Annotated in this window: 21 protein-coding genes; 5 read left to right on the top strand and 16 right to left on the bottom strand. The window is 74.9% G+C overall.

The features are described 5' to 3' along the window. Positions 1–69 precede the first annotated feature (69 nt). The 6 genes from OHB09_RS16840 to pdhA all read right to left on the bottom strand — a co-directional run bounded on the left by OHB09_RS16840 (position 70) and on the right by pdhA (position 7,429). Positions 70–1,167 carry a potassium channel family protein gene (locus OHB09_RS16840; RefSeq protein WP_093591230.1) on the bottom strand — a complete coding sequence of 366 codons (1,098 nt, stop codon included), beginning with the start codon at positions 1,165–1,167 and terminating at the stop codon, positions 70–72. A gap of 61 nt (positions 1,168–1,228) precedes the next feature. After that, the gene (locus OHB09_RS16835; protein ID WP_328922182.1) at positions 1,229–2,689 is read right to left on the bottom strand and encodes a molybdopterin molybdotransferase MoeA; all 1,461 of its coding nucleotides are present in this window, start codon (positions 2,687–2,689) and stop codon (positions 1,229–1,231) included. Continuing rightward, positions 2,686–3,708: an NTP transferase domain-containing protein gene (locus tag OHB09_RS16830; protein ID WP_328922181.1), complete on the bottom strand. Its 1,023-nt coding sequence runs from the start codon at positions 3,706–3,708 to the stop codon at positions 2,686–2,688. The genes OHB09_RS16835 and OHB09_RS16830 overlap by 4 nt, the downstream gene beginning before the upstream one ends. Before the next feature lie 84 nt (positions 3,709–3,792). After that, complete coding sequence (locus OHB09_RS16825; protein ID WP_328922180.1) at positions 3,793–5,292, bottom strand: dihydrolipoamide acetyltransferase family protein; 1,500 nt, start codon at positions 5,290–5,292, stop codon at positions 3,793–3,795. Then, on the bottom strand, positions 5,292–6,296 hold the full coding sequence (locus OHB09_RS16820) for an alpha-ketoacid dehydrogenase subunit beta (protein ID WP_006138545.1): 1,005 nt from the start codon (positions 6,294–6,296) through the stop codon (positions 5,292–5,294). Before OHB09_RS16820 ends, OHB09_RS16825 begins: the two co-directional genes overlap by 1 nt. Beyond that, on the bottom strand, positions 6,293–7,429 hold the full coding sequence (pdhA, locus tag OHB09_RS16815) for a pyruvate dehydrogenase (acetyl-transferring) E1 component subunit alpha (RefSeq protein WP_319351473.1): 1,137 nt from the start codon (positions 7,427–7,429) through the stop codon (positions 6,293–6,295). Before pdhA ends, OHB09_RS16820 begins: the two co-directional genes overlap by 4 nt. 175 nt (positions 7,430–7,604) lie before the next feature. On the opposite strand from pdhA, the gene OHB09_RS16810 reads away from it, so the two are divergent. Beyond that, entirely contained in the window at positions 7,605–8,135 is a 531-nt protein-coding gene (locus tag OHB09_RS16810; RefSeq protein WP_006138543.1) for an Lrp/AsnC family transcriptional regulator, read from the top strand. Positions 8,136–8,137: 2 nt separating this feature from the next. Here OHB09_RS16810 and OHB09_RS16805 read toward each other — a convergent pair whose 3' ends face one another. After that, on the bottom strand, positions 8,138–8,725 hold the full coding sequence (locus OHB09_RS16805; protein ID WP_093591221.1) for a TetR/AcrR family transcriptional regulator: 588 nt from the start codon (positions 8,723–8,725) through the stop codon (positions 8,138–8,140). Then, entirely contained in the window at positions 8,722–10,236 is a 1,515-nt protein-coding gene (locus tag OHB09_RS16800; protein ID WP_234527668.1) for a 3-hydroxyacyl-CoA dehydrogenase, read from the bottom strand. The genes OHB09_RS16805 and OHB09_RS16800 overlap by 4 nt, the downstream gene beginning before the upstream one ends. Before the next feature lie 121 nt (positions 10,237–10,357). Between OHB09_RS16800 and paaN the strand changes: the two genes are divergently transcribed. Continuing rightward, the gene (paaN, locus tag OHB09_RS16795; RefSeq protein WP_328922179.1) at positions 10,358–12,046 is read left to right on the top strand and encodes a phenylacetic acid degradation protein PaaN; all 1,689 of its coding nucleotides are present in this window, start codon (positions 10,358–10,360) and stop codon (positions 12,044–12,046) included. Between the two features lie 19 nt (positions 12,047–12,065). Here paaN and OHB09_RS16790 read toward each other — a convergent pair whose 3' ends face one another. From OHB09_RS16790 to OHB09_RS16755, 8 genes are all read right to left on the bottom strand, one after another. Next, complete coding sequence (locus OHB09_RS16790; protein ID WP_407077329.1) at positions 12,066–12,866, bottom strand: TrmH family RNA methyltransferase; 801 nt, start codon at positions 12,864–12,866, stop codon at positions 12,066–12,068. Beyond that, a complete protein-coding gene (locus tag OHB09_RS16785; RefSeq protein WP_006138538.1) occupies positions 12,863–14,206 on the bottom strand; it encodes an HTTM domain-containing protein in 1,344 nt (447 codons plus the stop codon). The genes OHB09_RS16790 and OHB09_RS16785 overlap by 4 nt, the downstream gene beginning before the upstream one ends. Then, entirely contained in the window at positions 14,206–15,060 is an 855-nt protein-coding gene (locus OHB09_RS16780; RefSeq protein ID WP_328922178.1) for a DUF5819 family protein, read from the bottom strand. Before OHB09_RS16780 ends, OHB09_RS16785 begins: the two co-directional genes overlap by 1 nt. 165 nt (positions 15,061–15,225) lie before the next feature. Beyond that, complete coding sequence (locus OHB09_RS16775) at positions 15,226–15,573, bottom strand: rhodanese-like domain-containing protein (protein WP_167793128.1); 348 nt, start codon at positions 15,571–15,573, stop codon at positions 15,226–15,228. An 87-nt stretch (positions 15,574–15,660) separates the two neighbouring features. After that, a complete protein-coding gene (locus tag OHB09_RS16770) occupies positions 15,661–16,494 on the bottom strand; it encodes a hypothetical protein (RefSeq protein ID WP_006138535.1) in 834 nt (277 codons plus the stop codon). 483 nt (positions 16,495–16,977) lie between these two features. Continuing rightward, a complete protein-coding gene (locus OHB09_RS16765; protein ID WP_328922177.1) occupies positions 16,978–18,498 on the bottom strand; it encodes a DUF2252 domain-containing protein in 1,521 nt (506 codons plus the stop codon). Between the two features lie 182 nt (positions 18,499–18,680). Further along, positions 18,681–19,658, bottom strand: coding sequence for a hypothetical protein (locus tag OHB09_RS16760; protein WP_167793129.1), 978 nt, complete (start codon positions 19,656–19,658; stop codon positions 18,681–18,683). Further along, complete coding sequence (locus tag OHB09_RS16755; RefSeq protein WP_245765914.1) at positions 19,655–20,305, bottom strand: hemerythrin domain-containing protein; 651 nt, start codon at positions 20,303–20,305, stop codon at positions 19,655–19,657. The genes OHB09_RS16760 and OHB09_RS16755 overlap by 4 nt, the downstream gene beginning before the upstream one ends. 75 nt (positions 20,306–20,380) lie before the next feature. On the opposite strand from OHB09_RS16755, the gene OHB09_RS16750 reads away from it, so the two are divergent. From OHB09_RS16750 to OHB09_RS16740, 3 genes are all read left to right on the top strand, one after another. Then, the gene (locus tag OHB09_RS16750) at positions 20,381–21,001 is read left to right on the top strand and encodes a TetR/AcrR family transcriptional regulator (protein ID WP_167793130.1); all 621 of its coding nucleotides are present in this window, start codon (positions 20,381–20,383) and stop codon (positions 20,999–21,001) included. Positions 21,002–21,202: 201 nt separating this feature from the next. Then, on the top strand, positions 21,203–22,447 hold the full coding sequence (locus tag OHB09_RS16745; protein WP_252306968.1) for an ATP-grasp domain-containing protein: 1,245 nt from the start codon (positions 21,203–21,205) through the stop codon (positions 22,445–22,447). Beyond that, on the top strand, positions 22,444–23,691 hold the full coding sequence (locus OHB09_RS16740; RefSeq protein ID WP_328922176.1) for an MFS transporter: 1,248 nt from the start codon (positions 22,444–22,446) through the stop codon (positions 23,689–23,691). Before OHB09_RS16745 ends, OHB09_RS16740 begins: the two co-directional genes overlap by 4 nt. The last annotated feature ends 6 nt before the right edge of the window (positions 23,692–23,697 follow it).

Genomic DNA, 23,697 nt, shown 5'->3' with positions numbered 1-23,697 from the left:
CGCCGTCCGTCCTCGTCCCCGGTGTCCTTCTGGGCCTGTCTGGTCCTGTCTGGTCCTGTCTGGTCCTGTCTAGTCCTGCGTGAACCGGCGCAGGTCGGGGGTCACGCGGGTGCCGGAGGAGGCCCGGACGATGGTGATGAGGCGGTCGGTGAGCTGGAGGGTGCCGATGGAGGGGTCGTCGTAGCCGAGCACCCGGTGGCCGCGGACGACGCTCACGACCAGGTCCTCGGTCTCCCGGACGGTCCGGCCCACCTCGGCCTTTATGACGGGCCGCTCGACCATGTCCAGGCCGGTGCCCTGCTGGATGAGGTCCTCCATGACGACGCCGGCGGAGGGGCTGAGCACCGAGAGACCGAGCAGCCGGCCGGCCGCGCTGGCGCTGGTGATGACGGCGTCCGCGCCGGACTGGCGCAGCAACGGGGCGTTCTCCTCCTCCCGCACCGCGGCCACGATCTTGGCGCCGCGGTTGATCTGGCGGGCGGTGAGGGTCACGAGGACGGCCGTGTCGTCGCGCTGCGTGGCGATGATGATCTGGCGGGCGCGGTGGGCCTCGGCCCGCCGGAGCACGTCGCTGCGGGTGGCGTCGCCGACCACGCCCGCGTAGCCGTCGGCGGTGGCCGCGTCGACGGCCTTGACGCTGGGGTCGACCACGACGACCTGGTCCTTGCCCAGACCGGTGGCGCACACGGTCTGGATCGCCGAGCGCCCCTTGGTGCCGAAGCCGATCACGACGGTGTGGTCCCTCAAGGCCGCCCTCCAGCGGTTCTGCCGGAACTCTTCCCGGGTGCGTTCGGTGAGCACCTCGAGAGTGGTGCCGACCAGGATGATCAGGAACAGCACGCGCAGCGGCGTGATGACGAGGATGTTGATGAGCCGGGCCCCGTCCCCGGCCGGGGTGATGTCCCCGTAGCCGGTGGTGGAGAGGGTGACGGTGGCGTAGTAGAAGGAGTCGAGCAGGTCGACGCCGCCCCCGGCGCTGTCGTGGTAGCCCTCCCGGTCGAACCAGACGGTCAGAGCCGTCACGACCAGGACGAGCAGCGCCAGCAGCAGCCGCTTGCCGACCTGCCGTATCGGACGGTCGACCACCCGCCGGGGCAGGCGCACCTGTGCGGTGGCGAGATGTTCGTCCGGCTGGCGGGCGATGGCGTCCCGGCCCGGAAGTTTCACGTGAAACACTCCCCGTTTCGCTGCACGTGAGGTGCGGTCCTCGGTCGGCCCGGGACAGCTCTCAAGCGAGACACACGCCGATCCCCGCCAGGGCCCAGGGTAGATCCAGCAGTTCGAGCTCCGCGCCCGGCCCCGTGCCACCGGGCGGGACGACCGCCAGGGCGTCGGCGGCGGCGATGCCGCGCAGCATCGCCGGACCGTTGAAGTGCAGCGGCACCGCGTACTCGCCGCGGACGGTGACGGGCACCAGCCGGGTGTCGTGCGGATGCCCCTGGACGGCCTCGCGGACGGGCAGCGTGTACGGCTCCGGGACCGGCCGCCCCGCGAGCACCCGCAGCAGCGGCTCGGCGAGCGTGCACAGGCCCGAGACCGCCGCGAGGGGGTTGCCGGGCAGACCCACGAGGTGCCGTCCCTCCCCGAGGCGGGCGAGCAGCATGGGGTGGCCGGGGCGCACCTGGACGCCGTCGACGAGGAGTTCGGCGTCGAGCTTGGCCAGGGTGGGGTGGACGTGGTCCACGGGGCCGGAGGCGGTGCCGCCGGTGGTGACGATCAGGTCGGCGGCGGAGCGGGTGATGGCCTTGCGCAGCGCCCTCTCGTCGTCGGCGATCCGGCGCACGGCGAGGACCTCGGCGCCGAGCGCGCGCAGCCAGGGCGGGAGCATCGGGCCGAGCGCGTCACGGATGAGACCGTCCTTCGGCAGCCCCTCGGTGAGCAGTTCGTCGCCGAGGACCAGGACCTCGGCGCGCGGGGGCGGCAGCACGGCGAGGCTGTCGTACCCGGCGGCCGCGGCGAGGCCGAGCACGGCGGGGGTGACCACGGTGCCGGCGGACAGCAGATGGTCGCCGCTGCGGCATTCCTGGCCGCGCGGCCGGATGTCCTGCCCGTGCGCGGGGTCGCGGGTGGCGTGCAGGCGCCCCTTGTCGTCGGTGCGTCCGTGCTCGCTGCGCAGGATCGCGGTGGTGTCCGGGGGGACGCGGGCGCCGGTCGCGATGCGGACCGCCTCGCCGTCGTCCAGTGGACCGTGGCCCGCGTGGCCCGCCAGGACGCCCTCCTCCCGGACGTCCCAGGGACCGGGCCCCGCGACCGCCCAGCCGTCCATGGCGGAGGTGTCGAAGGAGGGCAGGTCGGTGAGGGCGGGCAGCGGGGCGGCGAGGACGAGGCCGAGCGCGGCGTCCGGGCGACGGGTGACGGGGGCGCGCGGCGGGACGGAGCGGGCGGCCCGCTCGGCCAGGGCGCGGGCGCGCGGCCAGGGGGTGGCCGCGCGGTGACGGGGCGCGGCGGGGGAGTCCCCGGCGCCGGCCGGGAAGCCGCGGGTGGAGGCCTCCGCGGGGGCGGCGGGGGACGAGGGGGACTCCTCGCGGACGAGGGCGAGGGCCTCCTCGATGTCGGGGTCCTGCGGCAGGACCGGACGGGTCCGGGCGGCCCCGCCCTGGGGGTCCCCCTCGCCGCGGGCCATGGCCAGGGCCTCCTCCACGTAGCGTTCGCCGCCGTTCCCGGTCTCCCGGGTGCCGCGCCCGGTCATCCGGCGTCCGGCCCGGTGCCGTCGCGGTCTCCGGCCGGGCCGCCGGGTGCCGTCCCCTTCCCGGTCTCCTCCTCGGCCCAGCGCAGGGCGAGAGCCGCGGCCTTGCGGGCCGCCTCGGCGACCTCCTCCGGGCCGCCGCCGGCCCGTCCGGCCGCGTACCCCGCGAGGAAGGTGGTCAGCGGGGCCGCCGGCCGGGCCACGTTGTGCGCGGCGTCACGGGCGAGGTCGAGCAGGACGCCGGTGTCGACGTCGAGTTCGATGCCCAGTTCGTCCTTGACTGCGGTGATCCATTCATCCAACACGTGCTCATGCTCCCTGATCCGTGCTCTGGCGGCGGCGATGTCGTCCCAGGTGTCGCAGTCGAAGGACGCGAGGGGGGCCTCGGCGCGGGTGAGGCGCAGCTCCCCGGTCAGCCGGCGCAGCGACAGGCCGGCGAGCCCGCGCTGCGCGCCCCGCCCGCCGGGCCCGGCCTGCTGCGCCCGCTCCGCGCGCTCCGCCTGCTGCGCCCGCTCTGTGGTTCCGCCGTGTTCGGCGGCGAGTTGGTCGAGGGCGCGGCGCAGCGCCTCGGCCCGGTAGGCGGCCACGAGCGGCTGGTCGCGGCCCTCGGCGTCGCGGAGCAGCACTCCCTCGGCCCCGCTCGCGGCCAGGGCGGAGGTCAGCCGCGTCACCGTCGCCGGGTCGAGGAAGGGCAGATCGGCGGAGAGGACGAGGACGACGGGGGCGGTGGTGGCGCGCAGTCCCGCGTCGAGGGCGGCGACGGGGCCGCCGCCGGGCGGGTCCTCGCGCACCCAGCGCACCGGGCGGGCGGTCGGCCGGGGGTCGGCCACCACCACGGTGGCGGCCGCGCCGGCGCAGGCGGACAGCACCCGGTCGAGCAGGGCCCGGCCGCCGACGCGGACGCCCGGCTTGTCGGCCCCGTCGAGCCGCCGGGCCGACCCTCCGGCGAGCACGACGGCGTCGTAGGCGTCGTGGGCCTCGCAGGCGTCGAGGACGCCGGGGGCGGGCTGGTACGCGGTCACCCCCCGAGTATGGGCTCCCGGGACGCCGGTGCCGCCACGGGGGCGTCCGTGGCGGCGGCCGGTTTCCTCAGGGCCTCCAGGGCCTCAGAGGGTGCGCAGGAGCACCGCGGGCTGCTCGACGCAGTCGGCGACGTACCGCAGGAAGCCGCCCGCCGTGCCGCCGTCGCACACCCGGTGGTCGAAGGTGAACGAGAGCTGGACGACCTGGCGGACCGCCAGTTCGCCCTCGTGGACCCAGGGCTTGGGGACGATGCGGCCGACGCCGAGCATCGCGGCCTCGGGATGGTTGATGATCGGCGTGGAGCCGTCGACGCCGAACACGCCGTAGTTGTTCAGCGTGAAAGTGCCGCCGGTGAGGTCGGCGGGCGTCAGGGTGCCGGCCCGCGCGGCCTCGGTGAGCCGGGCGAACTCGGCGGTCAGCGATTCCGCGTCCCGCGCGTGGGCGTCCCGGACGACGGGGACGACGAGTCCTCGCTCGGTCTGCGCGGCGAACCCGAGGTGCACCTCCTCGAGCCGGACGACCTCCCTGGCCTCCAGGTCCACCGTCGAGTTGAGGTCGGGGAACCGGGCGAGCGCGGCCGTGCAGATCCGCGCGAGCAGGGCGAGGAGGGAGACCTTGGGTCCCCCGGCGGCGTTCATCACCGTACGGGCGCGCAGCAGTTCGGTGGCGTCGGCGTCGACCCAGCAGGTGGCGTCGGGGATCTCGCGGCGGCTGCGGGACAGCTTGTCCGCGACGGCGCCGCGGACCCCGCGCAGCGGGATGCGGGTGCCGTGGACGACGCCCTCGTCGGGCACGGGAGCGGGTGCGGGGGTGTGGCCGCGGGCGGCGGCCGCGCGCAGGGCGTTCTCGACGTCCGCGCGCAGGATGAGCCCCTCGGGTCCGGAGCCCGAGAGCCCGCGCAGGTCCACCCCGTTCTCCCGGGCGAGCCGCCGCACGAGCGGGGAGATGACGGCGACGGGGCCGGCGGGTTCGCGGTCCCGGACGAAGACGCCGTCCGCACCGCCCTCCGGCGCCGCCGGGGCGCGCTCCGGCACGGGCACGGCGGAGGAGGCGGCCGGCACGGAAGCCGGGCGGACCCGGCGCCGCCGGGACGGTGCCTCACTCGTGCCGTAGCCGACCAGGACATTTCCCGAGGACGCAGAGGACGCAGAGGAGGCAGAGGACGCAGAAGACCCCGAGGATCCCGCTGCCCCCGAGGACCCCGAGGATGCGGAGGACCGCGAGGACCCGGAGGCCGCCGAGCCGCCCGGGGACCCGTCGCTCGGGGCCCGGGCACCGGAGGCCCCGTCACTCAAGGCCCCGGCACCGGAGGTCCCGCCGTCCGCCGGGGACCCGGACTCGCCCACGGCGACCGTGAGGAGCGGGGCGCCCACCGGCATCTCCGTGCCCTCCTCCCCGAAGCGGGCGGTGACCACGCCGCCGTAGGGGCAGGGCACGTCGACCATCGCCTTGGCCGTCTCGACCTCGACGACGGGCTGGTCCACGGCGACGACGTCGCCGACCTCGACCAGCCAGCGGACGATCTCCGCCTCCGTGAGCCCCTCGCCGAGATCCGGCAACCGGAACTCCAGCACCTGCGCCATCAGTTCTCCGCCTCCCACTGCAGCCGTCCGACCGCGTCCAGGATCCGGTCGACGCCGGGCAGATGGTGCCGCTCCAGCATCGGCGGCGGGTACGGCACGTCGAACCCGGCGACGCGCAGCACCGGCGCCTCCAGGTGGTGGAAGCAGCGCTCGGTCACCCGGGCCGCGATCTCCCCGCCGGGTCCGCCGAACCCGGTCGACTCGTGCACCACGACCGCGCGCCCGGTGCGCCGCACCGAGGCGCAGACCGTCTCGTCGTCGAAGGGCACCAGCGAGCGCAGGTCGACGACCTCCAGGTCCCAGCCCTCCTCCCGGGCCGCCTCGGCCGCCTCCATGCAGACGGGCAGCGAGGGGCCGTACGTCAGGAGCGTGGCGCTGCTGCCCCGGCGGCGCACCACCGCGCGTCCGGCGGGTTCGACGGCCGGCGGGTCCTCCGGGTCCCAGGTGTCCTTGGACCAGTAGAGCCGCTTGGGTTCGAGGAAGACGACGGGGTCGTCGGAGGCGATCGCCGCGCGCAGCATGCCGTAGGCGTCGGCGACCGTGGCGGGGGTGTAGACGTGCAGCCCCGGGGTCGCCATGTAGTACGCCTCGGAGGAGTCGCTGTGGTGTTCCACGCCGCCGATGCCGCCGCCGTAGGGGATGCGGACGGTCAGCGGCATGGGCATCGCGCCGCGGGTGCGGTTGCGCATCTTGGCGACATGGCTGACGAGCTGCTCGAACGAGGGATAGGCGAACGCGTCGAACTGCATCTCCACGACCGGCCGCAGCCCGTACATGGCCATGCCGACGGCGGCGCCGAGGATGCCGGCCTCGGCCAGCGGGGTGTCCGTGCAGCGGTCCTCGCCGAACTCGGCGGCCAGTCCGTCGGTGATCCGGAAGACGCCGCCGAGCGTGCCGACGTCCTCGCCCATGACGTGCACGGTGGGATCGGCGGCCATCGCGTCGCGCAGCGCGCGCGTGAGGGCCTGCGCCATGGTGGCGGGCCGGGCGGCCACGGTGGTCATCGGCCCGCCCCTTCCGCCTCGGCCTCCAGCTCCGCCCGCAACTGCTCCGCCTGCTCGCGCAGCTGGGCGGTGGGCCGGGCGTGGACGTGGGCGAACAGGTCGAGGGGGTGCAGGGCGGGGTCCGCGTTCATCCGGGCGCGCAGATCCGCCGCCATGGCCTCGGCGGCGTCCCGGGCGGCCGTCCTGGTGGCCTCGTCGAGCAGCCCCCGGTGGGTCAGTTCCTCCTCCAGGAGGACGATCGGGTCGTGCGCGCGCCAGGTCTCGACCTCGGACTCGGAGCGGTAGCGCCCGGCGTCGTCCGCGTTGGTGTGCGCCTCGACCCGGTAGGTGACCGCCTCCACCAGCGTGGGGCCGCCGCCCTCGCGGGCACGGCGCACGGCCTCGGCCAGGACCTCGTGCACGGCCGCCGCGTCGTTGCCGTCGACCAGACGGCCCGGCATCCCGTACCCGACGGCCTTGTGGGCCAGGGAGGGGGCGGCGGTCTGCTTGGCGAGCGGCACGGAGATCGCGAAGCCGTTGTTCTGGACGAGGAAGACCACCGGCGCCTGCCAGACGGCGGCGAAGTTCAGCGCCTCGTGGAAGTCGCCCTCGCTGGTGCCGCCGTCGCCGACCAGGGCGAGCGCCACCACGTCGTCGCCCTTGAGGCGGGCGGCGTGGGCGAGGCCCACCGCGTGCGGGAGCTGGGTGGCCAGCGGGGTGCTCAGCGGGGCGACCCGGTGCTCGTGGGGGTCGTAGCCGGTGTGCCAGTCGCCGCGCAGCAGGGTCAGGGCCCGCACCGGGTCGACGCCGCGGCTGACGACGGCGAGCGTGTCCCGGTAGCTGGGGAAGAGCCAGTCGCGCTCCTCCAGGACGGCCGCGGCCGTCACCTCGCACGCCTCCTGGCCGGTGCTGGAGGGGTAGACGGCGAGCCGCCCCTGCTTGGTGAGCGCCGTGGCCTGCGCGTTGAAGCGCCGGCCGGTGACGAGCTGCCGGTACAGGCGGAGCAGCAGGTCGGGGTCGGTGCGCCCGGCCGCCTCGGTGCCCAGGACGCGGTACGGCCGCGCGTCGGGCAGCAGGGGCGCGGGGTCCGTACGGGGCTGCCAGGCGGGCGGCGGGGTCGGCCGGTAGGCCCCCCGCTGCTCCATGACCGTCATGACGGCACCTCCTCGTGGGAGCGGCTTCGGGACGCGCCACGGTTGTGACGCGCCTCACCTACCGATTGTTCGGTCGTCGGCACATTTTGGCTACAGGGGCCGCCAGGCTGTGGACAAACGGTTCTGCACAGCCTGTGATGGGGGCAGGACGTCCATCGCGGGAAGGCGGGGGTGCATGCCATCTGAACAATTGGCCGACGGAGCCGACCCCCGGGACGATCCGCCGGCCCCGTCCGAGGCGGCCGGGCCCGGTCTGCCGGCCCGTCCGCTGGACGCGATCGACCGCGACATCCTGCGGATACTCCAGGCCGACGGCCGCGCCTCGATACGGTCGGTGGCCGAGCGCGTGCACGTCTCGCGCGCCAATGCCTACGCGCGCATCAACCGGCTCCTCGACGACGGCGTGATCCGCGGGTTCGGGGCGCGCGTCGACCACGAGCGCGCCGGGCACGGGACGTCCGCGTACATCACGCTGCGGATCGTGCAGAACTCCTGGCGGACGGTCCGCGAGCAGCTCCGGGTGCTGCCGGGCGCCTCGCACATCGCCCTGGTCGGCGGCGACTTCGACGTCCTGCTCCTCGTCCACACCCCCGACAACCGGGCACTGCGCGAGGTGGTGCTGACCCGGCTCCAGGCGATCCCGGAGGTGCTCGGCACCCGCACCCTGCTGGTCTTCGAGGAGGAGGACCTGGAGCCGCAGGGCTGACCTCAGTGCTGCCGCAGCCCCCCGAAGGCCATCAGGACCACGGCGTCCACGATCTCCCGCTCGGCGGTGCCGCGGCCGTCCGGGCGGTACCACTCGACGATCGAGTTGATCATTCCGAAGAGCAGCCGCGTCGCCAGCCGCACCTCCACGTCGCCGCGCACGTCCCCCTCGGCCGCCGCCGCCCTGAGCAGCTCGGCCACCCGGTGGTCGAAATCGCGCCGCCGTTCCAGCGCCCAGCGCTCGGTGCCGGTGTTGCCCCGCACCCGCAGCAGCAGCGTCACGTAGGGGAGTTCGGCGGTGAGCACCTCGACCGTGCGCCGCACCACGTACTCCAGGCGCTCCACCGCGCGCCCCTCACCGGCGCGGGGCTCGTCGAGGATCGCGAAGAGGCCGTCCAGCGCCCGGCTCACGGCCCGGCGCAGCAGTTCCTCCTTGCCGCTGACGTGGTGGTATATCGACGACTTGGAGATGCCGGCCGCCTTGGAGAGGTGCTCCATGGAGGTGCCGTCGTAGCCGCGCTCGTTGAAGACCCGCACGGCCACCGAGAGCAGGCTCTCCGGGGTGTACGTGTCGCGCCGGGCGGTGGTCATGAGGTGCCCTCCCGCTTCTCGGAGGCGTACGCGTGGCGGTACAGCGCGAGGGACGGCGCGTAGCGTCCCGAGGGGTCGCGCAGGTGCAGGTCGTCGAGGAGGGCGTACGCCCAGTTGCGGCCGAGCCGGCGGCTCCACTCGAAGGGGCCGAGCGGGTAGTTGACGCCCAGGCGCATCGCGGTGTCGACGTCCTCCTCGGTGGCCACGCCCTTGGCGACGGCGTCGTGCGCGAGGTCGATGATCCGCGCCACCGTGCGGGCGACGATCATGCCGGGGGCGTCCCCGATGACGCTGACGTCCTTGCCGAGCGCCTGGAAGAGCCCGGTGGCCCCCGTCAGCGTGTCCGGGGCGGTGTCCTGGGAGGCGGACAGGGCGATCCGGGTGGCCCGGCGGTAGTCCGGGGCGAGGTCGAAGTAGACGACGTCCCGGAACTCCACGGAGGTCTGCCCGTCGGCCAGGGCGAGCTGGCCGCCGCCGGGCAGCACCAGGCGGGTGCCGTGGTCCTCGTCCTCCTCGCGCACCTGGATGCCCGCCTCGCGGATCAGCGCGAGCAGCTCGGCGGCGGGCCCGAGGTCGCCCTCGACCACGACGTACGCGGGCGGCTCCGCCTTCTCCGCGGTGTGCGGTTCGGGACGCTCGGCGCCCTCCGCGTAGTCGAACCAGCCGCGGCCGCTCTTGCGGCCGAGCCGGCCGGACTCCACCAGGCGCCGCTGGGCGAGGGAGGGCGCGAAGCGCACGTCCTGGAAGAAGGAGCGCCACACGGAGTGCGTCACCGACTCGTTGACGTCCTGGCCGATGAGGTCGGTCAGTTCGAAGGCGCCCATCCGGAAGCCGCCGCACTCGCGCAGCACCGCGTCGATCGTGGCCGGGTCGGCGGCCTGGGACTCCAGGACGGCGAAGGCCTCGGCGTAGAAGGGGCGCGCGATGCGGTTGACGATGAACCCGGGGGTGTCGGCGCAGGCCACCGGCGTCTTCCCCCAGGCCCGCGCGATCCCGTAGGCCCGCGTGGCCGAGGTGACGTCGGTGGCGAACCCGGAGACGACCTCCACCAGGGGCAGCAGCGGGGCGGGGTTGAAGAAGTGCAGTCCGACGAGGCGGCCGGGGGTGCGCAGGGCGCCGCCGACGGCCGTGACGGAGAGGGAGGAGGTGTTGGTGGCGAGCAGGCAGTCCTCGTCGACGACCTCCTCCAGCGCGCGGAACAGCTCCTGCTTGGTCTGAAGCCGCTCCACGACCGCCTCGACCACCAGGGAGCAGTCGGCGAGGTCGGCGAGGTCGGCGGCGGGGCGCAGCCGGGCGAGGGCCGCCTCCCGGTCGGCGGCGGACATCCGCTCCTTGGCCACGAGCCGGTCGAGCCGGTCGGCCAGCGCGGCGGCGGCCTCCTCGGCCCGGCCCGGAACCGCGTCGTACAGCCGTACGACATGGCCGGCGACCAGCGCCACCTGGGCGATGCCCTGGCCCATGGTGCCGGTGCCGACGACGGCCACGGGGCTGCTGAGGTCGAGTCCTGTCATGTGCGCGATCCTCCCGCACGGGGTTGTCCACAGATGCGGCGGACCCCCTTGTCCCGACCGATCGTTCGGTTACTCTAGCCGTGACCGCCCGTTCCTGCCCAGGTGAGGAGTTGGATCTCCGATGGCCGCCGAATCCGTCGCGCACCGGCTGACCGCGCAGCACCGCCCCACGCTCGACAAGGCGCTGGAAGTGATCCGTACCCGCGCGTACTGGTCCCCGCACCCCGAGCACCCCAAGGCCTACGGGGAGAACGGCAGCCTGGACGCGGCGGCGGGCAAGGCCGCCTTCGACGCCCTGCGCGGCACCCGTCTCGACCTCGGCCAGCCCGGCACCGACGACTGGGTCGGCGGCGAGGTCTCGCCGTACGGCATCGAGCTGGGCGTGACCTACCCGCACCCGGACATCGACGTGCTGCTGCCCGCCATGCGGGCCGGACAGCGGGCCTGGCGGGAGGCCGGCCCGGAGGTCCGCGCGGTGGTCTGCCTGGAGATCCTGAAGCGGATCAGCGACCGCACGCACGAGTTCGCGCACGCGGTCATGCACACCTCCGGGCAGGCGTTCATGATGGCGCTCCAGGCGGGCGGCCCGCACGCCCAGGACCGGGGCCTGGAGGCGGTCGCCTACGCCTACGCCGAGCAGACCCGCACCCCGGACCGCGCCGAGTGGACCAAGCCCCAGGGCAAGCGGGACCCGCTCGTGCTCACCAAGACGTTCACGACGGTGCCGCGCGGCATCGCCCTGGTCATCGGCTGCAACACCTTCCCCACCTGGAACGGCTACCCGGGCCTGTTCGCCTCCCTGGCCACCGGCAACGCGGTGCTGGTCAAGCCGCATCCGCGCGCGGTCCTCCCGCTGGCGCTGACCGTGGCGATCGCCCGCGAGGTGCTCGCCGAGGCCGGCTTCGCGGCCGACCTGGTCGCGCTGGCCGCCGAACGGCCCGGCGAGGGCCTCGCCAAGACGCTCGCCACCCGCCCCGAGATCAGGATCATCGACTACACGGGATCCACGTCCTTCGGCGACTGGCTCGAGACCCACGCCCACCAGGCGCAGGTCTACACCGAGAAGGCCGGTGTCAACACGGTCCTCGTGCACTCCACCGACGACTACAAGGGCATGCTCGCCAACCTGGCGTTCTCGCTCTCGCTGTACAGCGGCCAGATGTGCACCACCCCGCAGAACCTGCTGATCCCCCGCGAGGGCATCACCACCGACGCCGGAGCGAAGACGTACGACGAGGTCGCCACCGACCTCGCGAAGGCGGTCAAGGGCCTCCTCGGCGACGACGCCCGGGCGAACGCGCTGCTCGGCGCGCTCGTCAACCCGGACGTGAAGGCCCGCCTCGAGGCGGCGTCGGGCCTCGGCGAGGTCGCCCTCGCCTCCCGCGAGGTGGCCCACCCGGAGTTCCCCGAGGCCGTGGTCCGCACCCCGGTGCTGGTGAAGCTGGACGGCGCCAAGCCGGACGCCGAGGCCACGTACCTCAGCGAGTGCTTCGGCCCGGTCTCCTTCGCCGTGGCCGTGGACTCCACGGACGACGCGCTCGCCCTGCTGCGGCGCACGATCCGCGAGAAGGGCGCGATGACGGTCGGCGCGTACACCACCTCCCCGGAGGTCGAGGAGGCCGTCGAGGAGGTCTGCCTGGAGGAGTGCGCCCAGCTCTCCCTCAACCTGACCGGCGGGGTCTACGTCAACCAGACGGCCGCCTTCTCCGACTTCCACGGCTCCGGCGGCAATCCGGCGGCCAACGCGGCCCTGTGCGACGCCGCGTTCGTGGCGGGCCGCTTCCGGACGGTGGAGGTCCGGCGGCCCTGAGCCGGTGCGGCGGGGGCGGTCAGACCGCCCCCGCACTCCAGTGGAACAGCGCCATCCCCACGCTGGTCGCGAGGTTGTAGCTCGACACCTGCGGCCGCATCGGCAGCGCCACAAGACGGTCCGCCCGCGCCCGCAGCTCCGGCGACAGCCCGCTGCGCTCGGAGCCGAAGGCGAGCAGGGCCTCGTCCGGCAGCCGCACCCGCCGGATGTCCTCCCCCTCGGGATCCAGCGCGTACACCGGCCCCTCCGGCAGGTCCGCGACGTCCATCCGCTCCACGGCCGTCGCGAAGTGCAGCCCCGCCCCGCCCCGCACCACCGTGGGATGCCAGGGGTCCAGCGTGCCGGTGGTGACGACCCCGGTCGCCCCGAACCCCGCCGCGAGCCGGATGACGGCACCGGCGTTGCCGAGGTTGCGCGGATTGTCGAGCACGACGACCGGCGCCCGCCGCGGGGCGTGCGCCAGCGCCCGCAGATTCGTCTCGCGCGCCGGACGCCCGGCGAGGGCGGCCACCCCCGTGGGGTGCGGCCGGGCGAGGAGCGCCCGGTAGGAGGACTCCGGTACCTCGGTGAGCAGCGCAGCCAGCCCCTCCCGCACGTCCGGCGCCAGCTCCTCGGCGAGCGCGAGGGCCGCCGCCCGGTCGGTGGCGAGGGCCACGGGCACCCGGGCGCCGAAGCGCAGCGCGTGCTTGAGCGCGTGGAAGCCGTCGAGCAGTACGGCACCGCCGGCCTCCCGGTGCCAGAGCCGCACGGCGGCCTCGGCGTCCCCCGGCGGGGCCTGAGCCCCGGGACCGTGGGCCGGCGCCTTCCCGGGATCGTTCACGCCGTCGTTCCCGCCGTGGAACCCGCGTGCGTCTCGGCGGCCGGCTCCTCCGCGCGCTGCCGGGGCACGGCGGCCCCGGCCCCGGTGCGGCCGAGGCGGGCGGACAGCGCCCGCCGCCCGCGCAGCACCCGGTCGCCGAGCCACCGCAGGAAGGACGTCGGCAGGAAGACCGCGTCCGCCGCGATCATCGCCAACGAGAAGAACGGCAGCCCGAGCAGCACGGCGATCGCCGCGTGCTCGGCCATCATGACCACCAGCAGCCCGTTCTTCACCCGCCGGTTGAGCAGGGTGAACGGGAAGGCGACCTGGGCGATGACCGTGCCGTAGGTGATCAGCATGACCATCACCCCGCCGGTCGCCAGCACCTTGGAGAGCTCCGGCCAGGGCGAGAAGTAGTCCAGGTGCAGCGGGTAGTAGACGGCGGTGCCGTCCTGCCAGCGCGAGCCCTGGATCTTGTACCAGCCGGCGGTCGAGTAGATCAGGCACGCCTCGGCCATGATCACGAGCAGGGCGGCGTTGTGCGCGAGATTGGCGACGACGTCCAGCAGGATGCGCGGTTCGCCGTGCGGCGCCCGACGGCCGGTGTACCACCACAGGCCCTGCACCGCCCACAGCCCCCAGAACACCACCGCCCAGCCGAAGCCGAGCCGGCCCGCCCCGCTCGCCACGGCCAGCGCCAGGCCCAGCACGGCCCACAGGGCGGGACCGAGGCGGTCGGGCGCCGGTGCCGCGCCCCGCGCGAGCGCGGCACCGGCCCGCCGCTCCCGGCGCGCGTCCAGGGACCACACCCGGGCGCACCGGGTGAGCACCAGGTAGATCGACATGAGGTGGATGACGTTGTCGCCGCCGTCGCCCATGAAGACGCTGCGGTTCTGCAGCGAGAGCACGCCCACCATGAACAGCACGGAGGCGGCGCGGGTGCGCCAGCCCAGCAGCAGCGCGAGGCTCGACAGCGCGGCCAGCGCGTAGACGAGCTCGAACCAGGCGCGGCCGTCGGCCCACATCAGCACGGTGAAGGCGTGGTTGTCCGCGATCAGCCGCTCGGCCAGCTCCCGGCTCCAGGGCCCGTCGGGCCCGTACAGCTCGGCCCGGTGCGGGAACTCGCGCAGCAGGAAGAGCAGCCAGGTGAAGGAGAACCCGATCCGGACGATGGCGCTCTGATAGGGGCCGAACGCGGTCGCGGTGGCCCGGGTGACCCCGCGCGCGAGGGAGACGGAGAGACGGCGCGACGGCGCGGCGGCGGACGTGCCGGGGGCGCCGTGCGCGGTGCCGGGCACCGTGTCGCCCGGGGTCCGGTCGCCGGGCGCCCCGGTGGCGTGGGTCGTGTACTCGCGGTCCATCAGGCGTCCGCCCCTGTCCCGGCGTCCTTCGCCGACAGGGTCCACCACGGGAGCACCCGGTAGACGGGCTTGTCGGAGACCTTCTCCGTGCTCCACGGGGGCGGCTGGACATTGGTCGTGCTGGACCGGAGCTGGACGCGCTCGACGGTGCCCTCGCGGACCTCCGCCGACAGCCGGTCGACGCGGCGGGCGACGATGCGGCGCAGATAGCTCTCGGAGAGTTCGCCGCGCAGGCCCGAGGGGCGGTTCGCGTTGTCGTGCGAGGAGGAGTAGAAGTCCCAGGCCCGCCGCAGCTCGTTCTGCTGGGTGTGGCTGGGCAGCAGGTTGTGGCGGATGTCCGCCCCGTCCAGCCCGGAGAGGTCGTACCAGCCGGTCGTGCGCACCCCGCCCTCGGCGGTGCGGAGGTCGACACGGACCTGGACGTCGATGTTCTGCTGCAGCGGGTTGGGCGCGAACAGCTTCCAGTTCTGCTCGAACTCGGGGTAGATCCACTCGTCGACGGCCCGGCCGTGCTGCTTGGTCAGCGTGTTGGAGGGCGCGACGTGCAGGAACACCATGCCCAGGTGCACGAGCGCGCCGACCGCGACGAGGGCGAGGGCGAGGGCGGCGGCTATCTGGTACGGCAGCGAGAGCGCGGTGATCCCGGCGGTGGGACGGCCGGGGGCGGCGGACGTGCCGGGGGTGCCGGAAGCGGGCCCGTGCTCCGGGGCGGCCGGCGAGGCACCCCCCGGGGCGGCCTCCGGGGCGCCCTCGGGGGCGGCCTCCGGTGGGCGCGGGGGGTCCTCCGCCGAGGGTGGGCCGTCGGGGGTGGCCGCCACCTGCCGTGGGTGCGCGCCCTCGTCGTACCTGTCCATTCCGCCCCGTCTCCCCAGCAGTCGTATCCCGCCGGGCGCCGGTGCCGCCGGCGCCCGCCCGTTCGCACCGGAACGGTACTCAGCCCCACCCGTCCCGCACAGCTCCGGGGACACGGCGGTCACCGCGGGCGGAGCCGGGAGCGGCCGCGGGAGGTGGCCGGCCCCCTACAGCACGAAGCCCGGCTCGCCCTTGGCGTCCACGACCGGGCGGCCGTCCGCCGCCCACGCCTGCATGCCGCCGTCGACGTTCACCGCGTCCACGCCCTGCTGCGCGAGGTACATGGTGACCTGGGCCGAGCGGCCGCCCGAGCGGCAGATCACGGCGATCCGGCCGTCCTGGGGCGCGGCCTCGGTCAGTTCGCCGTAGCGGGCGACGAAGTCGCTGAGGGGGATGTGCAGCGCGCCGGCGGCGTGCCCCGCCTGCCACTCGTCGTCCTCGCGGACGTCCAGCAGGAAGTCCTCGTCCTTGAGGTCCGCGACCTGGACCGTGGGTACACCAGCTCCGAAAGACATGGCCCCGACGCTACCGGACCGGCACCCGGGCCGTGCGCCGTCCCCACGGGCGGGCGGCGCTCTCCGCGCCCGCCCCGGCGGCCGGGGTCAGTCGCGCCAGCGGGCGAGCTCGGCCTCACGCTCGGCGACCTGGGCCAGGAGCTGCTCGGCGACCTCGTCCAGGAGACGGTCGGGGTCGTCGGGCGCGATCTTCAGCATCGAGCCGATCGCGCTCTCCTCCAGCTCGCGCGCGACCACCGTGAGCAGTTCCTTGCGCCGGGCGAGCCACTCCAGCCGGGCGTACAGCTCCTCGCTGCGGCTCGGTCCGCGCTCGGCGGGCGCCGGACCGGCCGCCCACTCCTCGGCGAGTTCACGCAGGGCCGCCTCGTCGCCGCGGGCGTACGCGGCGTTGACGCGGGTGAGGAACTCCTCGCGGCGCTTGCGCTCGTCCTCCTCCTGGGCGAGGTCGGGATGGGCCCGGCGGGCCAGTTCGCGGTACCGCCTGCGGGCCTCCTCGCTGGGGCGGACCCGCTCGGGCGGCCGCACGGGCTGGTCGGTGAGCATCGCGGCGGCCTCGGGGAAGAGGCCTTCCCCGTCCATCCAGCCGTGGAAGAGCTCCTCCACGCCGGGCATGGGCATGACCCGGGCGCGGGCCTCCTCGGCGGCGCGGCGGTCCTCGGGGTCACCGGTGCGGGCCGCCTTCGCCTCGGCGATCTCGGCGTCGAGTTCGTCGAGGCGGGTGTACATCGGGCCGAGCTTCTGGTGGTGCAGCCGGGAGAAGTTCTCGACCTCGATGCGGAAGGTGTCGACGGCGATCTCGTACTCGATCAGCGCGTTCTCCGCGGCCCTGACGGCCCGCTCGAGCCGGTCCTCCGGGCGCGGTTCGGACGAACCGTCCGCCGACGGTTCGGATGCGGTGGGCTCGGCTTCGGGCGTCGTCACCCACCCAGCGTAAGACACGCCCCCACGGCCCCCGCCGCCCGTCCCGCGCGGACGGCGACCCCGGGCCCCGGACCGCGGCCGCCCCGGCAGGAGGCGACACCCCGCAGGCCCCGGTCTCCGCGGCACCGCGGGCCCCGGGCCCCCACCCGCCCACGGCCTCGGCCCCCGGTCTCCCCCCGTCCCGCGAAAGGCGACGCCCCGCAGACCCAGGACACCGCCCACCCCGCAGGAAGGGGCACCCCGCAGGCCCCGGGCTCCGCGGCACCCCGCGGGCCTGCGGCCTCGGACCCCGGGCCCCGGGCCCCGCGGGAGGCGGAACCCCGGACCCCGAACCGTGCCCACCCTCCCCGCGAAAGGCGACGCCCCACAGCCCCAGGACCCCGCCGCCCCGCAGAAAGGGGCACCCCGCAGGCCCCGGGCTCCGCGGGAAGCGGCGTCTCTCAGGTCACGGGCCCGTCCGTCCCGCAAGGGGCGGCGGAGTTCTCACACCCCGGACTCCGCCGGGATCCGGCCGGCCCGCACCGCCGCCGCCAACTCCGCGTGGTCCCGCTCCACCCCGTCCGCGTAGGCGACCGCGAACGCGGACAGGGCCTCGTCCAGCTCCTCGTTCTTGCCGCAGTAGCCCGCGATCAGCCGCGGGTCCGCGCTGTGCGCGTGCGCGCGGGCCAGCAGGGCGCCGGTCATCCGCCCGTAGTCGTCGAGCTGGTCCCCGGCGAGCAGCGCGGGGTCCACGCTGCCCTTGCGGTTGCGGAACTGCCGCACCTGGAAGGGCCGCCCCGCGACCGTCGTCCAGCCCAGGAGCATGTCGCTGACCACCTGCATCCGCTTCTGCCCGAGCACCACCCGGCGTCCCTCGTGCGCGACCTCCGGCACGGGGTGGCCCGCCGCCGCCAGGTGCGGCAGCAGCACCGAGGGGCGCGCCTCCTTCACCTGGAGCACCAGCGGCTCACCGCGGTGGTCGAGCAGCAGCACGACGTAGGAGCGGGTGCCCACGCTGCCCGTGCCGACGACGCGGAAGGCCACGTCGTGCACCGCGTACCGGGCGAGCAGCGGCAGCCGGTCCTCCGGCAGGGTGCCCAGGTACTGCTCCAGCGAGGCCGCCACGGTCGCCGCCTCCGCGTCGGGCACCCGGCGCAGCACCGGCGGCGCCTCGGTGAAGCGGCGCCCGCCGTTCCCGTCGTCCTCCGTGGACTTCGCGGCGAACCGGCCGCTGGTGTTGGCCCGCGCCTTCTTCGCGACCCGCTCCAGGGTGCCGAGCAGGTCGTGCGCGTCGGTGTGGGAGACGAGCTCCTCGTCGGCGATGGCGTTCCAGGCGTCCAGCGCCGGCATCTTCGCCAGCAGCCGCATGGTGCGCCGGTAGGCGCCCGCCGCGTCCCGCGCGGCGGCGGCGCAGGCGTCCTCGTCGGCTCCGGCCTCGCGGCCGGCGAGCACCAGCGAGGTGACGAGGCGCTTGAGATCCCACTCCCAGGGGCCGAAGACCGTCTCGTCGAAGTCGTTGAGGTCGATGACGAGTCCGCCGCGCGCGTCGCCGTACAGACCGAAGTTGGCCGCGTGGGCGTCGCCGCAGATCTGGGCGCCGATGCCGGTGGCGGGGGTGCGGGCGAGGTCGTGGGCCATCAGGCCCGCCGAGCCGCGCAGGAAGGCGAACGGCGAGGCCGCCATCCTGCCGACCCGGATCGGGGTCAGCTCGGGTATCCGGCCGCGCCCCGACTCCTCCACGGCGCGCACCGCGCCGGGCCGGCCGGCGTCGGCCTCGTGGACGGCGTGGGCCGCGCGCGGCACCCGGTCGCGCAGCGCCTTGCCCTCCTTCTTCGGGGACCCGGGCCTCTTCCGGGACCCCGGCGCGGGCCGCGCGGCGAACCCGGGCACCGGCGGGATCCGGACCGCCCCGGTGCCCGGGCCCGCCGGACGCGCCTCCGCTCCGGCCTCCACCGCCGCCGTCCCCGCACCCGCACCCGTACCGCCACCGGTCATCCCGACCGCCTCCCCGACCACGACGAACATCGACGCGGCGACGGTACAGCCGGCGGACCCGCTCCTGTGCCACCCGCCCGGGCGCCGCCGGACCTCCGGGCCGCCGGACCTCCGCGCCTCCGCGCCTCCGCGCCTCCGCGCCTCCGCGCCTCCGCGCCTCCGGGGCACGGAACCCGGGAGGCGCCCGGAACGACACCCCCCCGGGCCCCGGCTCACTCCGCGGGGCCGCGCGCGGCGAGCCCCCGCAGACGGGTGGCCGTCCCGTCCCGACGGGCGCGCCACAGGCCGTACTTGGCCAGCAGACCGTTCGAGACCGTCAGCAGTCCCTTGTACGGCGGCGCGGCCAGGCCCTTGGACGTGTGGGGGGCGTAACGGACGCCCTCCTCGGTGACGGTCAGCCAGCCGGTGAGCGTGCGCATGCCCAGCCCGACGCACTGCGGCCGGAAGGCGTGGGCGAGGAACCCGGCCCGCCGCCCGCCGGGCGGCAGCAGCCCCTCGGGCGCGTCGAGGCGCAGTCCGGCGGCGTCGTGCCCGGTGACCGTCACCGGGACGACGACGGGGTGGCCGTCCGCGCCCCGGTAGGCCAGCAGCCGGTGCGGCAGCCCCCGGATCCGCCGTGCGAGCGCGGAGACGTCGACGCGCGGGGCCGTGCCCTTCGCCGGTGGGGCCTGCCCGGCGGGCGCCCCGGGCGGGGCGGCACCGGTGACCGTCGGCGCGCCGCGGGCCGCGAGGTCGGGCCAGACGGTGAACCGCTCCACGTCGACGTCGACGAAGACCCGCTCCTGGTGGTACTCCCGCAGCAGCCAGTTCCAGACCGGCCCCCGCGGGGTCTTCCCGAGGAAGCGCTCGCCCGCCCGCGCCAGCTCCGCCAGCCGTTCCGGCGAGGGGCGCAGGTCCACCGAGGCGCTGCCCTGCGCGAGCACGAGGGAGGCGTCCGTGGCGAAGCCGTGGTCCCGCGTGTGGTAGGCGAGGGCCACGTGCGGATCGCGCAGGATGCGCTCCAGCTTCCTCGGGAAACCGAGCGAGGTGGTGAAGCCGAGCCGGCCCGCCTCCCGGTCCCCGAGCCCCACCGGCGAGACGCTGGTGACCACCGCTCCGCCGGCCGGGGTGACGTAGGCGACCGCGATGGTGAGGTCGCCCCTGATCACGGCGTCCGCCGTGTCCGGCCACCGGAGCGGGGCGGACGTCACGGCCTGGTCCCGCGCAGGGTCCGCAGGTCGTCCGCGGCCTGCGTCCGCATGCCGTCGAGCAGGGGTCGCACCGGCTCCGGCAGGCCCGCGAGCACCGTCTCGACCTCGGCGGGCGTGCCCACCTCGTCGAGGAACCCGATCATCAGGTGCCCGGCCACGGGCGGCGTGGTGGCGATCACCCGCTGCGAGAAGTCCTTCCACTGCGCGTCGGTGATCCGCTCGCGCAGCGCGGGGAGGAGGACCGGCTCCTCGGCGGCCAGGTGGCCGTGCACCGCGTCGCGGACCTCGACGGCGGCCTCCCGCAGGGCGAGCCGTGCGTCACCGGCGCCGCCTTCGTCACCGAGGGCGACGGCGGCCAGTGCGTCGAGCGCCTTGTCCAGCCGCCGGTGCTCCTCGCTGAGGGCGTCGAGCGCGGAGGCGGCCTCGGGGGCCGCGGCCGTGAGCAGCGGCCACAGCTCCTCGTCCTCGGTCTCGTGGTGATGGCGCACGTTCGCGACCAGGAAGTCGCGGAGCCGGGCCAGGGCGGCGGGCGGTACGGCGGGGTCGGCCGCGGCCTCGGCGAGCAGAGAGGTGCCCACGCGGTGCACCTCGTGGACGAGTCGGGTGTCGACGACCGCGATGGGGTCTTCGGAAGCTAATGAGTTCACAGGCGTGACGCTATTCATTAGATGCAATTAAAGTCAATATATTCACTCTGCGTCACACTGGTTTACACTGCCCGGGTGACCACCCGGCCGTACCACTCACCCCGCCGCACCGACGCGGCAGCCGCCACCCGCGAGGCCATCCTGAGCAGCGCGCACACGCTCTTCCTCGCCCGCGGCTACGCCGGGGTCACCCTCGCGGACATCGCGAGGGCGGCGAACGTGGCCGTCCCCACCGTGTACAGCAGCGTGGGCCCCAAGCCGGGCATCCTGGCGGCCCTGCTGGAACCGGCCATCAAGGACCCGGCCGTGGGCGACACCCTCACCGCGGTCGACGCCGCGGACGACCCGCGCGCCGTGATCGAACTGACCGCCGAGGGCACCCGGCTCGCCCACGAACGCCACTGGGAACTCGTCCACGGCCTCTTCTACCGGGACCCCCCGGGGGAGCCGGCCGTCAAGGCCGTCCTGGACCGGGGGACGGACGGCTACGTCCAGGCCCTGACCCATGTGGCCGACCGCCTCGCCGCCCTCGACGCCCTGCGCGTCGACCACCCGGAGGCCGTCGACATCCTCTGGTTCCACCTGGGCCCGCACGCCTGGATGACCCTCGTCGGCGAACGCTCCTGGTGCTTCTCCCGCGCCCAGACCTGGCTCGCCGACACGGCCCGCCAGGCCCTGCTGAAGAACCCCCGCTGAAGTCCTGCCGAAGCCGACGCCGCAGGGCCGGAAGCCGGACGACAGGGTTTTCTCGGCTTTTTACCGAACGGACGCGATGCGCTCGCTACAGTGTTCGGAAATGAGCAAGAAGTGAACTCGAGTGGAAATAGAGATGAACATTCCTCAGTTTTCCTCGATTTTCACCGACTGATTTCCGCCATTTTCACGGGGGTGCCGTCCATGGACGCCACGCATGTTCTGTGCGGGTTCAGCAAGGGCCTTCTGGCCGATCTCGACGACCTCTTACCGCCCGCGTCCGTGCTGGTCGTGGAGGACGAATACGTCGCCGCACAGCGTGACGTGCACCGGCGGAGCGCACAGCATCCGTGCGTCGCGGGCGTGGTCCACGCACCGGTTCAGGACGAAAGGAATCCGGCCGGAATCGTGCGCGCGGTCTCCCGGCCGGAACATGTCCGCGCCGTCGTGCCGTCGACCGAGTACGGCGTGGTCGCGGCGGCCGCGCTGGCCGGGGCGTGGGGCTTGCCCGGCGCGGGTCCGGCCGCCGCGGCGGTCCTTCGCGACAAGGCCGCGCTGCGCGCGCACGCCGATTCCGCCGGACTTCCCCAGCCGCGCTGGCGCCTGGCCGGCAGCGCGGCGGAGGTCGAGGCCTTCCGGACCGCACTCGGCGGTCGCTGCGTGCTGAAACCCGTCGACCGGCAGGCCAGCCTCGGCGTCCTCCTGCTCGACGCCGAGGACGACACGGACACCGCGTGGAAGGCCACGACCACCGCCGAGGAACCCCGGATGCGTGCCCCCGGCACCAGCAGCGGCCGCTTCCTCGTCGAGGAACGGCTGACGGGTCCCGAGGTCAGCGTGGAGTGCCTGGTCCACCGCGGGGACCTGCTGTTCACCAACGTCACCGGGAAGCAGTTGCGCCCCGGCCCCTACCCGGTGGAGATCGGCCACGTCGTCCCGGCGGGACTGCCGGCCCCGGTCACCGGCGAACTCACCCGGCTGATGCGCCGCCTGGTGGAGTCGACCGGCTTCTCCTCCGGCGTGCTGCACGCCGAGTGGATACTCGTCGACGGGACGCGGCCGCACCTCGTGGAGTGCGCGGGCCGCCTGCCCGGCGACAGCATCGACACCCTCATCGACCTCGCCCACGGCGGCCGGATCGTGGCCGACCTGCTCGCCGTCCTCCGGGAGGGCCCGCCGCCCGTCCGCGGCCCCGCCCGCGCCGGCGCGGCGATCCGCTTCCTCACCGCCCGGCCGGGCATGGTGCGGGCCGTCTCGGGGCTCACCGCGAGCAGGGAGTCGAACGGCGTCCGAGAGGTCGAACTCACCGCCCGGCAGGGCACGGTGGTCGGTGAACTGAACAGTTCCTGGGACCGCCTCGGCCACGTGCTCGCCACCGGCGCGACGGGCGCGGAGGCCGCCCGGAACGCGGCCGCCGCCGCCGCGCTCGTCGAGGTCCGCACTTCATGACCGGGCGGCCCCTGCTGTCCCGGTTCACCCGCACCTACGTCCCCCGGTCCCCGGCCGGCCGCGCGTTCGCCCTCGTCGCGCTGCTCGACTCCGTGGGCACCGGCTTCTACCTGGCCGGGTCCACCCTCTTCTTCGTCCGCGTGATCGGCCTGAGCGACGCCCAGGTGGGCCTCGGGCTGGCCGCGACCGGGCTGACGGCCTTCCTCGCCACGGTCCCGCTCGGCGTCCTCACCGACCGGTGGGGGGCGCGGCGCATGCTGATGGTCTACCAGCTGTGGCGGGCCGTCTGGTTCGCCGTGCTCGCCTTCGTGCACGGCCCCATCGCCTTCGTCCTCGTCTCCGCGCTCCTCGGACTGGTCGAGCGCGCGGTCTCGCCCGCCAGCCAGGCGGTGGTCTCGGTGGCGGTGCCCGGCAAGGACCGCACCCGGACCATGGCGACGATGCGCTCGGTGCGCAACATCGGCTTCTCCCTCGGCGCGGTGCTCACCACACCGCTGCTCGCGACCGGGTCGACGGCCGCGTACCGCACGATCGTCCTCGCCGACGCCGCCTCCTTCGTGCTCGCCGTGGTGCTGCTGGCCCGGCTGCGGGTGGAGACGGCACCCCCGCCCGTGCGCCGGGGCGGGCTGAGCTTCCTGCGCGGCTTCGGCGACCGGCGCTACCTCGCGCTCACCGCGGTGAGCTGCGTGCTCGCCGTGCACATGTCCGTGCTGGCCGTGGCCCTCCCCCTGTGGACGGTGCGCGAGACAGACGCGCCGGACGCCCTGGTCCCGGTGCTGGTGGTGCTCAACACCGTTCTCGCGGTGGTGTTCCAGGTCCCGCTCGCCAAGGGCGCCGAACGGGAGGACGGCGGCTCCCGGGCGATGCGGCTGGCCGGGCTGGCGCTCATCGGCTCCTGCGCGGTCTTCGCGGCCGCCGCGGCACCGCTCGGCGCGGTCCTCGCCTGCGCGGTCCTCCTCGCCGCGACCGTGCTGCTGACCGCCGGAGAGCTGTGGCACTCGATCGGCGCCTGGGAGCTGTCCTACAAGTACGCACCCGAGCACCGGAAGGCCGAGTACCTCTCGATCTTCGCCCTCGGCAACAGCGTGCAGGACGTGCTCGGCCCGCCCCTGATCACCGTCGTCGTCCTCGGCTGGGGCGGAGCCGGCTGGGCCGTGCTCGGTGCGCTGCTGCTCGCCGCCGTCCTGGTGCTCCCCCTGCCGGTCGCCCGGCTCGACCACCGCCTCCTCACGGCGAAAGGCTGACCACCC

It is taken from the genome of Streptomyces griseoaurantiacus (assembly GCF_036189845.1).
GTDB classification, from domain to species: Bacteria; Actinomycetota; Actinomycetes; order Streptomycetales; family Streptomycetaceae; genus Streptomyces; species Streptomyces griseoaurantiacus.
Note: the sequence above shows the minus strand (reverse complement) of the source record. Positions and strands in the feature narration are given on the sequence as shown.

Bases quoted from the DNA above. Each gene is read 5' to 3' on its own strand.
- OHB09_RS16835 (WP_328922182.1), bottom strand. From the start codon at position 2,689: ATGACCGGGCGCGGCACCCGGGAGACCGGGAACGGCGGCGAACGCTAC.
- OHB09_RS16825 (WP_328922180.1), bottom strand. From the start codon at position 5,292: ATGGCGCAGGTGCTGGAGTTCCGGTTGCCGGATCTCGGCGAGGGGCTC.
- OHB09_RS16820 (WP_006138545.1), bottom strand. From the start codon at position 6,296: ATGACCACCGTGGCCGCCCGGCCCGCCACCATGGCGCAGGCCCTCACG.
- pdhA (WP_319351473.1), bottom strand. From the start codon at position 7,429: ATGACGGTCATGGAGCAGCGGGGGGCCTACCGGCCGACCCCGCCGCCC.
- OHB09_RS16810 (WP_006138543.1), top strand. From the start codon at position 7,605: ATGCCATCTGAACAATTGGCCGACGGAGCCGACCCCCGGGACGATCCG.
- OHB09_RS16805 (WP_093591221.1), bottom strand. From the start codon at position 8,725: ATGACCACCGCCCGGCGCGACACGTACACCCCGGAGAGCCTGCTCTCG.
- OHB09_RS16800 (WP_234527668.1), bottom strand. From the start codon at position 10,236: ATGACAGGACTCGACCTCAGCAGCCCCGTGGCCGTCGTCGGCACCGGC.
- paaN (WP_328922179.1), top strand. From the start codon at position 10,358: ATGGCCGCCGAATCCGTCGCGCACCGGCTGACCGCGCAGCACCGCCCC.
- OHB09_RS16785 (WP_006138538.1), bottom strand. From the start codon at position 14,206: ATGGACCGCGAGTACACGACCCACGCCACCGGGGCGCCCGGCGACCGG.
- OHB09_RS16780 (WP_328922178.1), bottom strand. From the start codon at position 15,060: ATGGACAGGTACGACGAGGGCGCGCACCCACGGCAGGTGGCGGCCACC.
- OHB09_RS16775 (WP_167793128.1), bottom strand. From the start codon at position 15,573: ATGTCTTTCGGAGCTGGTGTACCCACGGTCCAGGTCGCGGACCTCAAG.
- OHB09_RS16765 (WP_328922177.1), bottom strand. From the start codon at position 18,498: ATGTTCGTCGTGGTCGGGGAGGCGGTCGGGATGACCGGTGGCGGTACG.
- OHB09_RS16745 (WP_252306968.1), top strand. From the start codon at position 21,203: ATGGACGCCACGCATGTTCTGTGCGGGTTCAGCAAGGGCCTTCTGGCC.
- OHB09_RS16740 (WP_328922176.1), top strand. From the start codon at position 22,444: ATGACCGGGCGGCCCCTGCTGTCCCGGTTCACCCGCACCTACGTCCCC.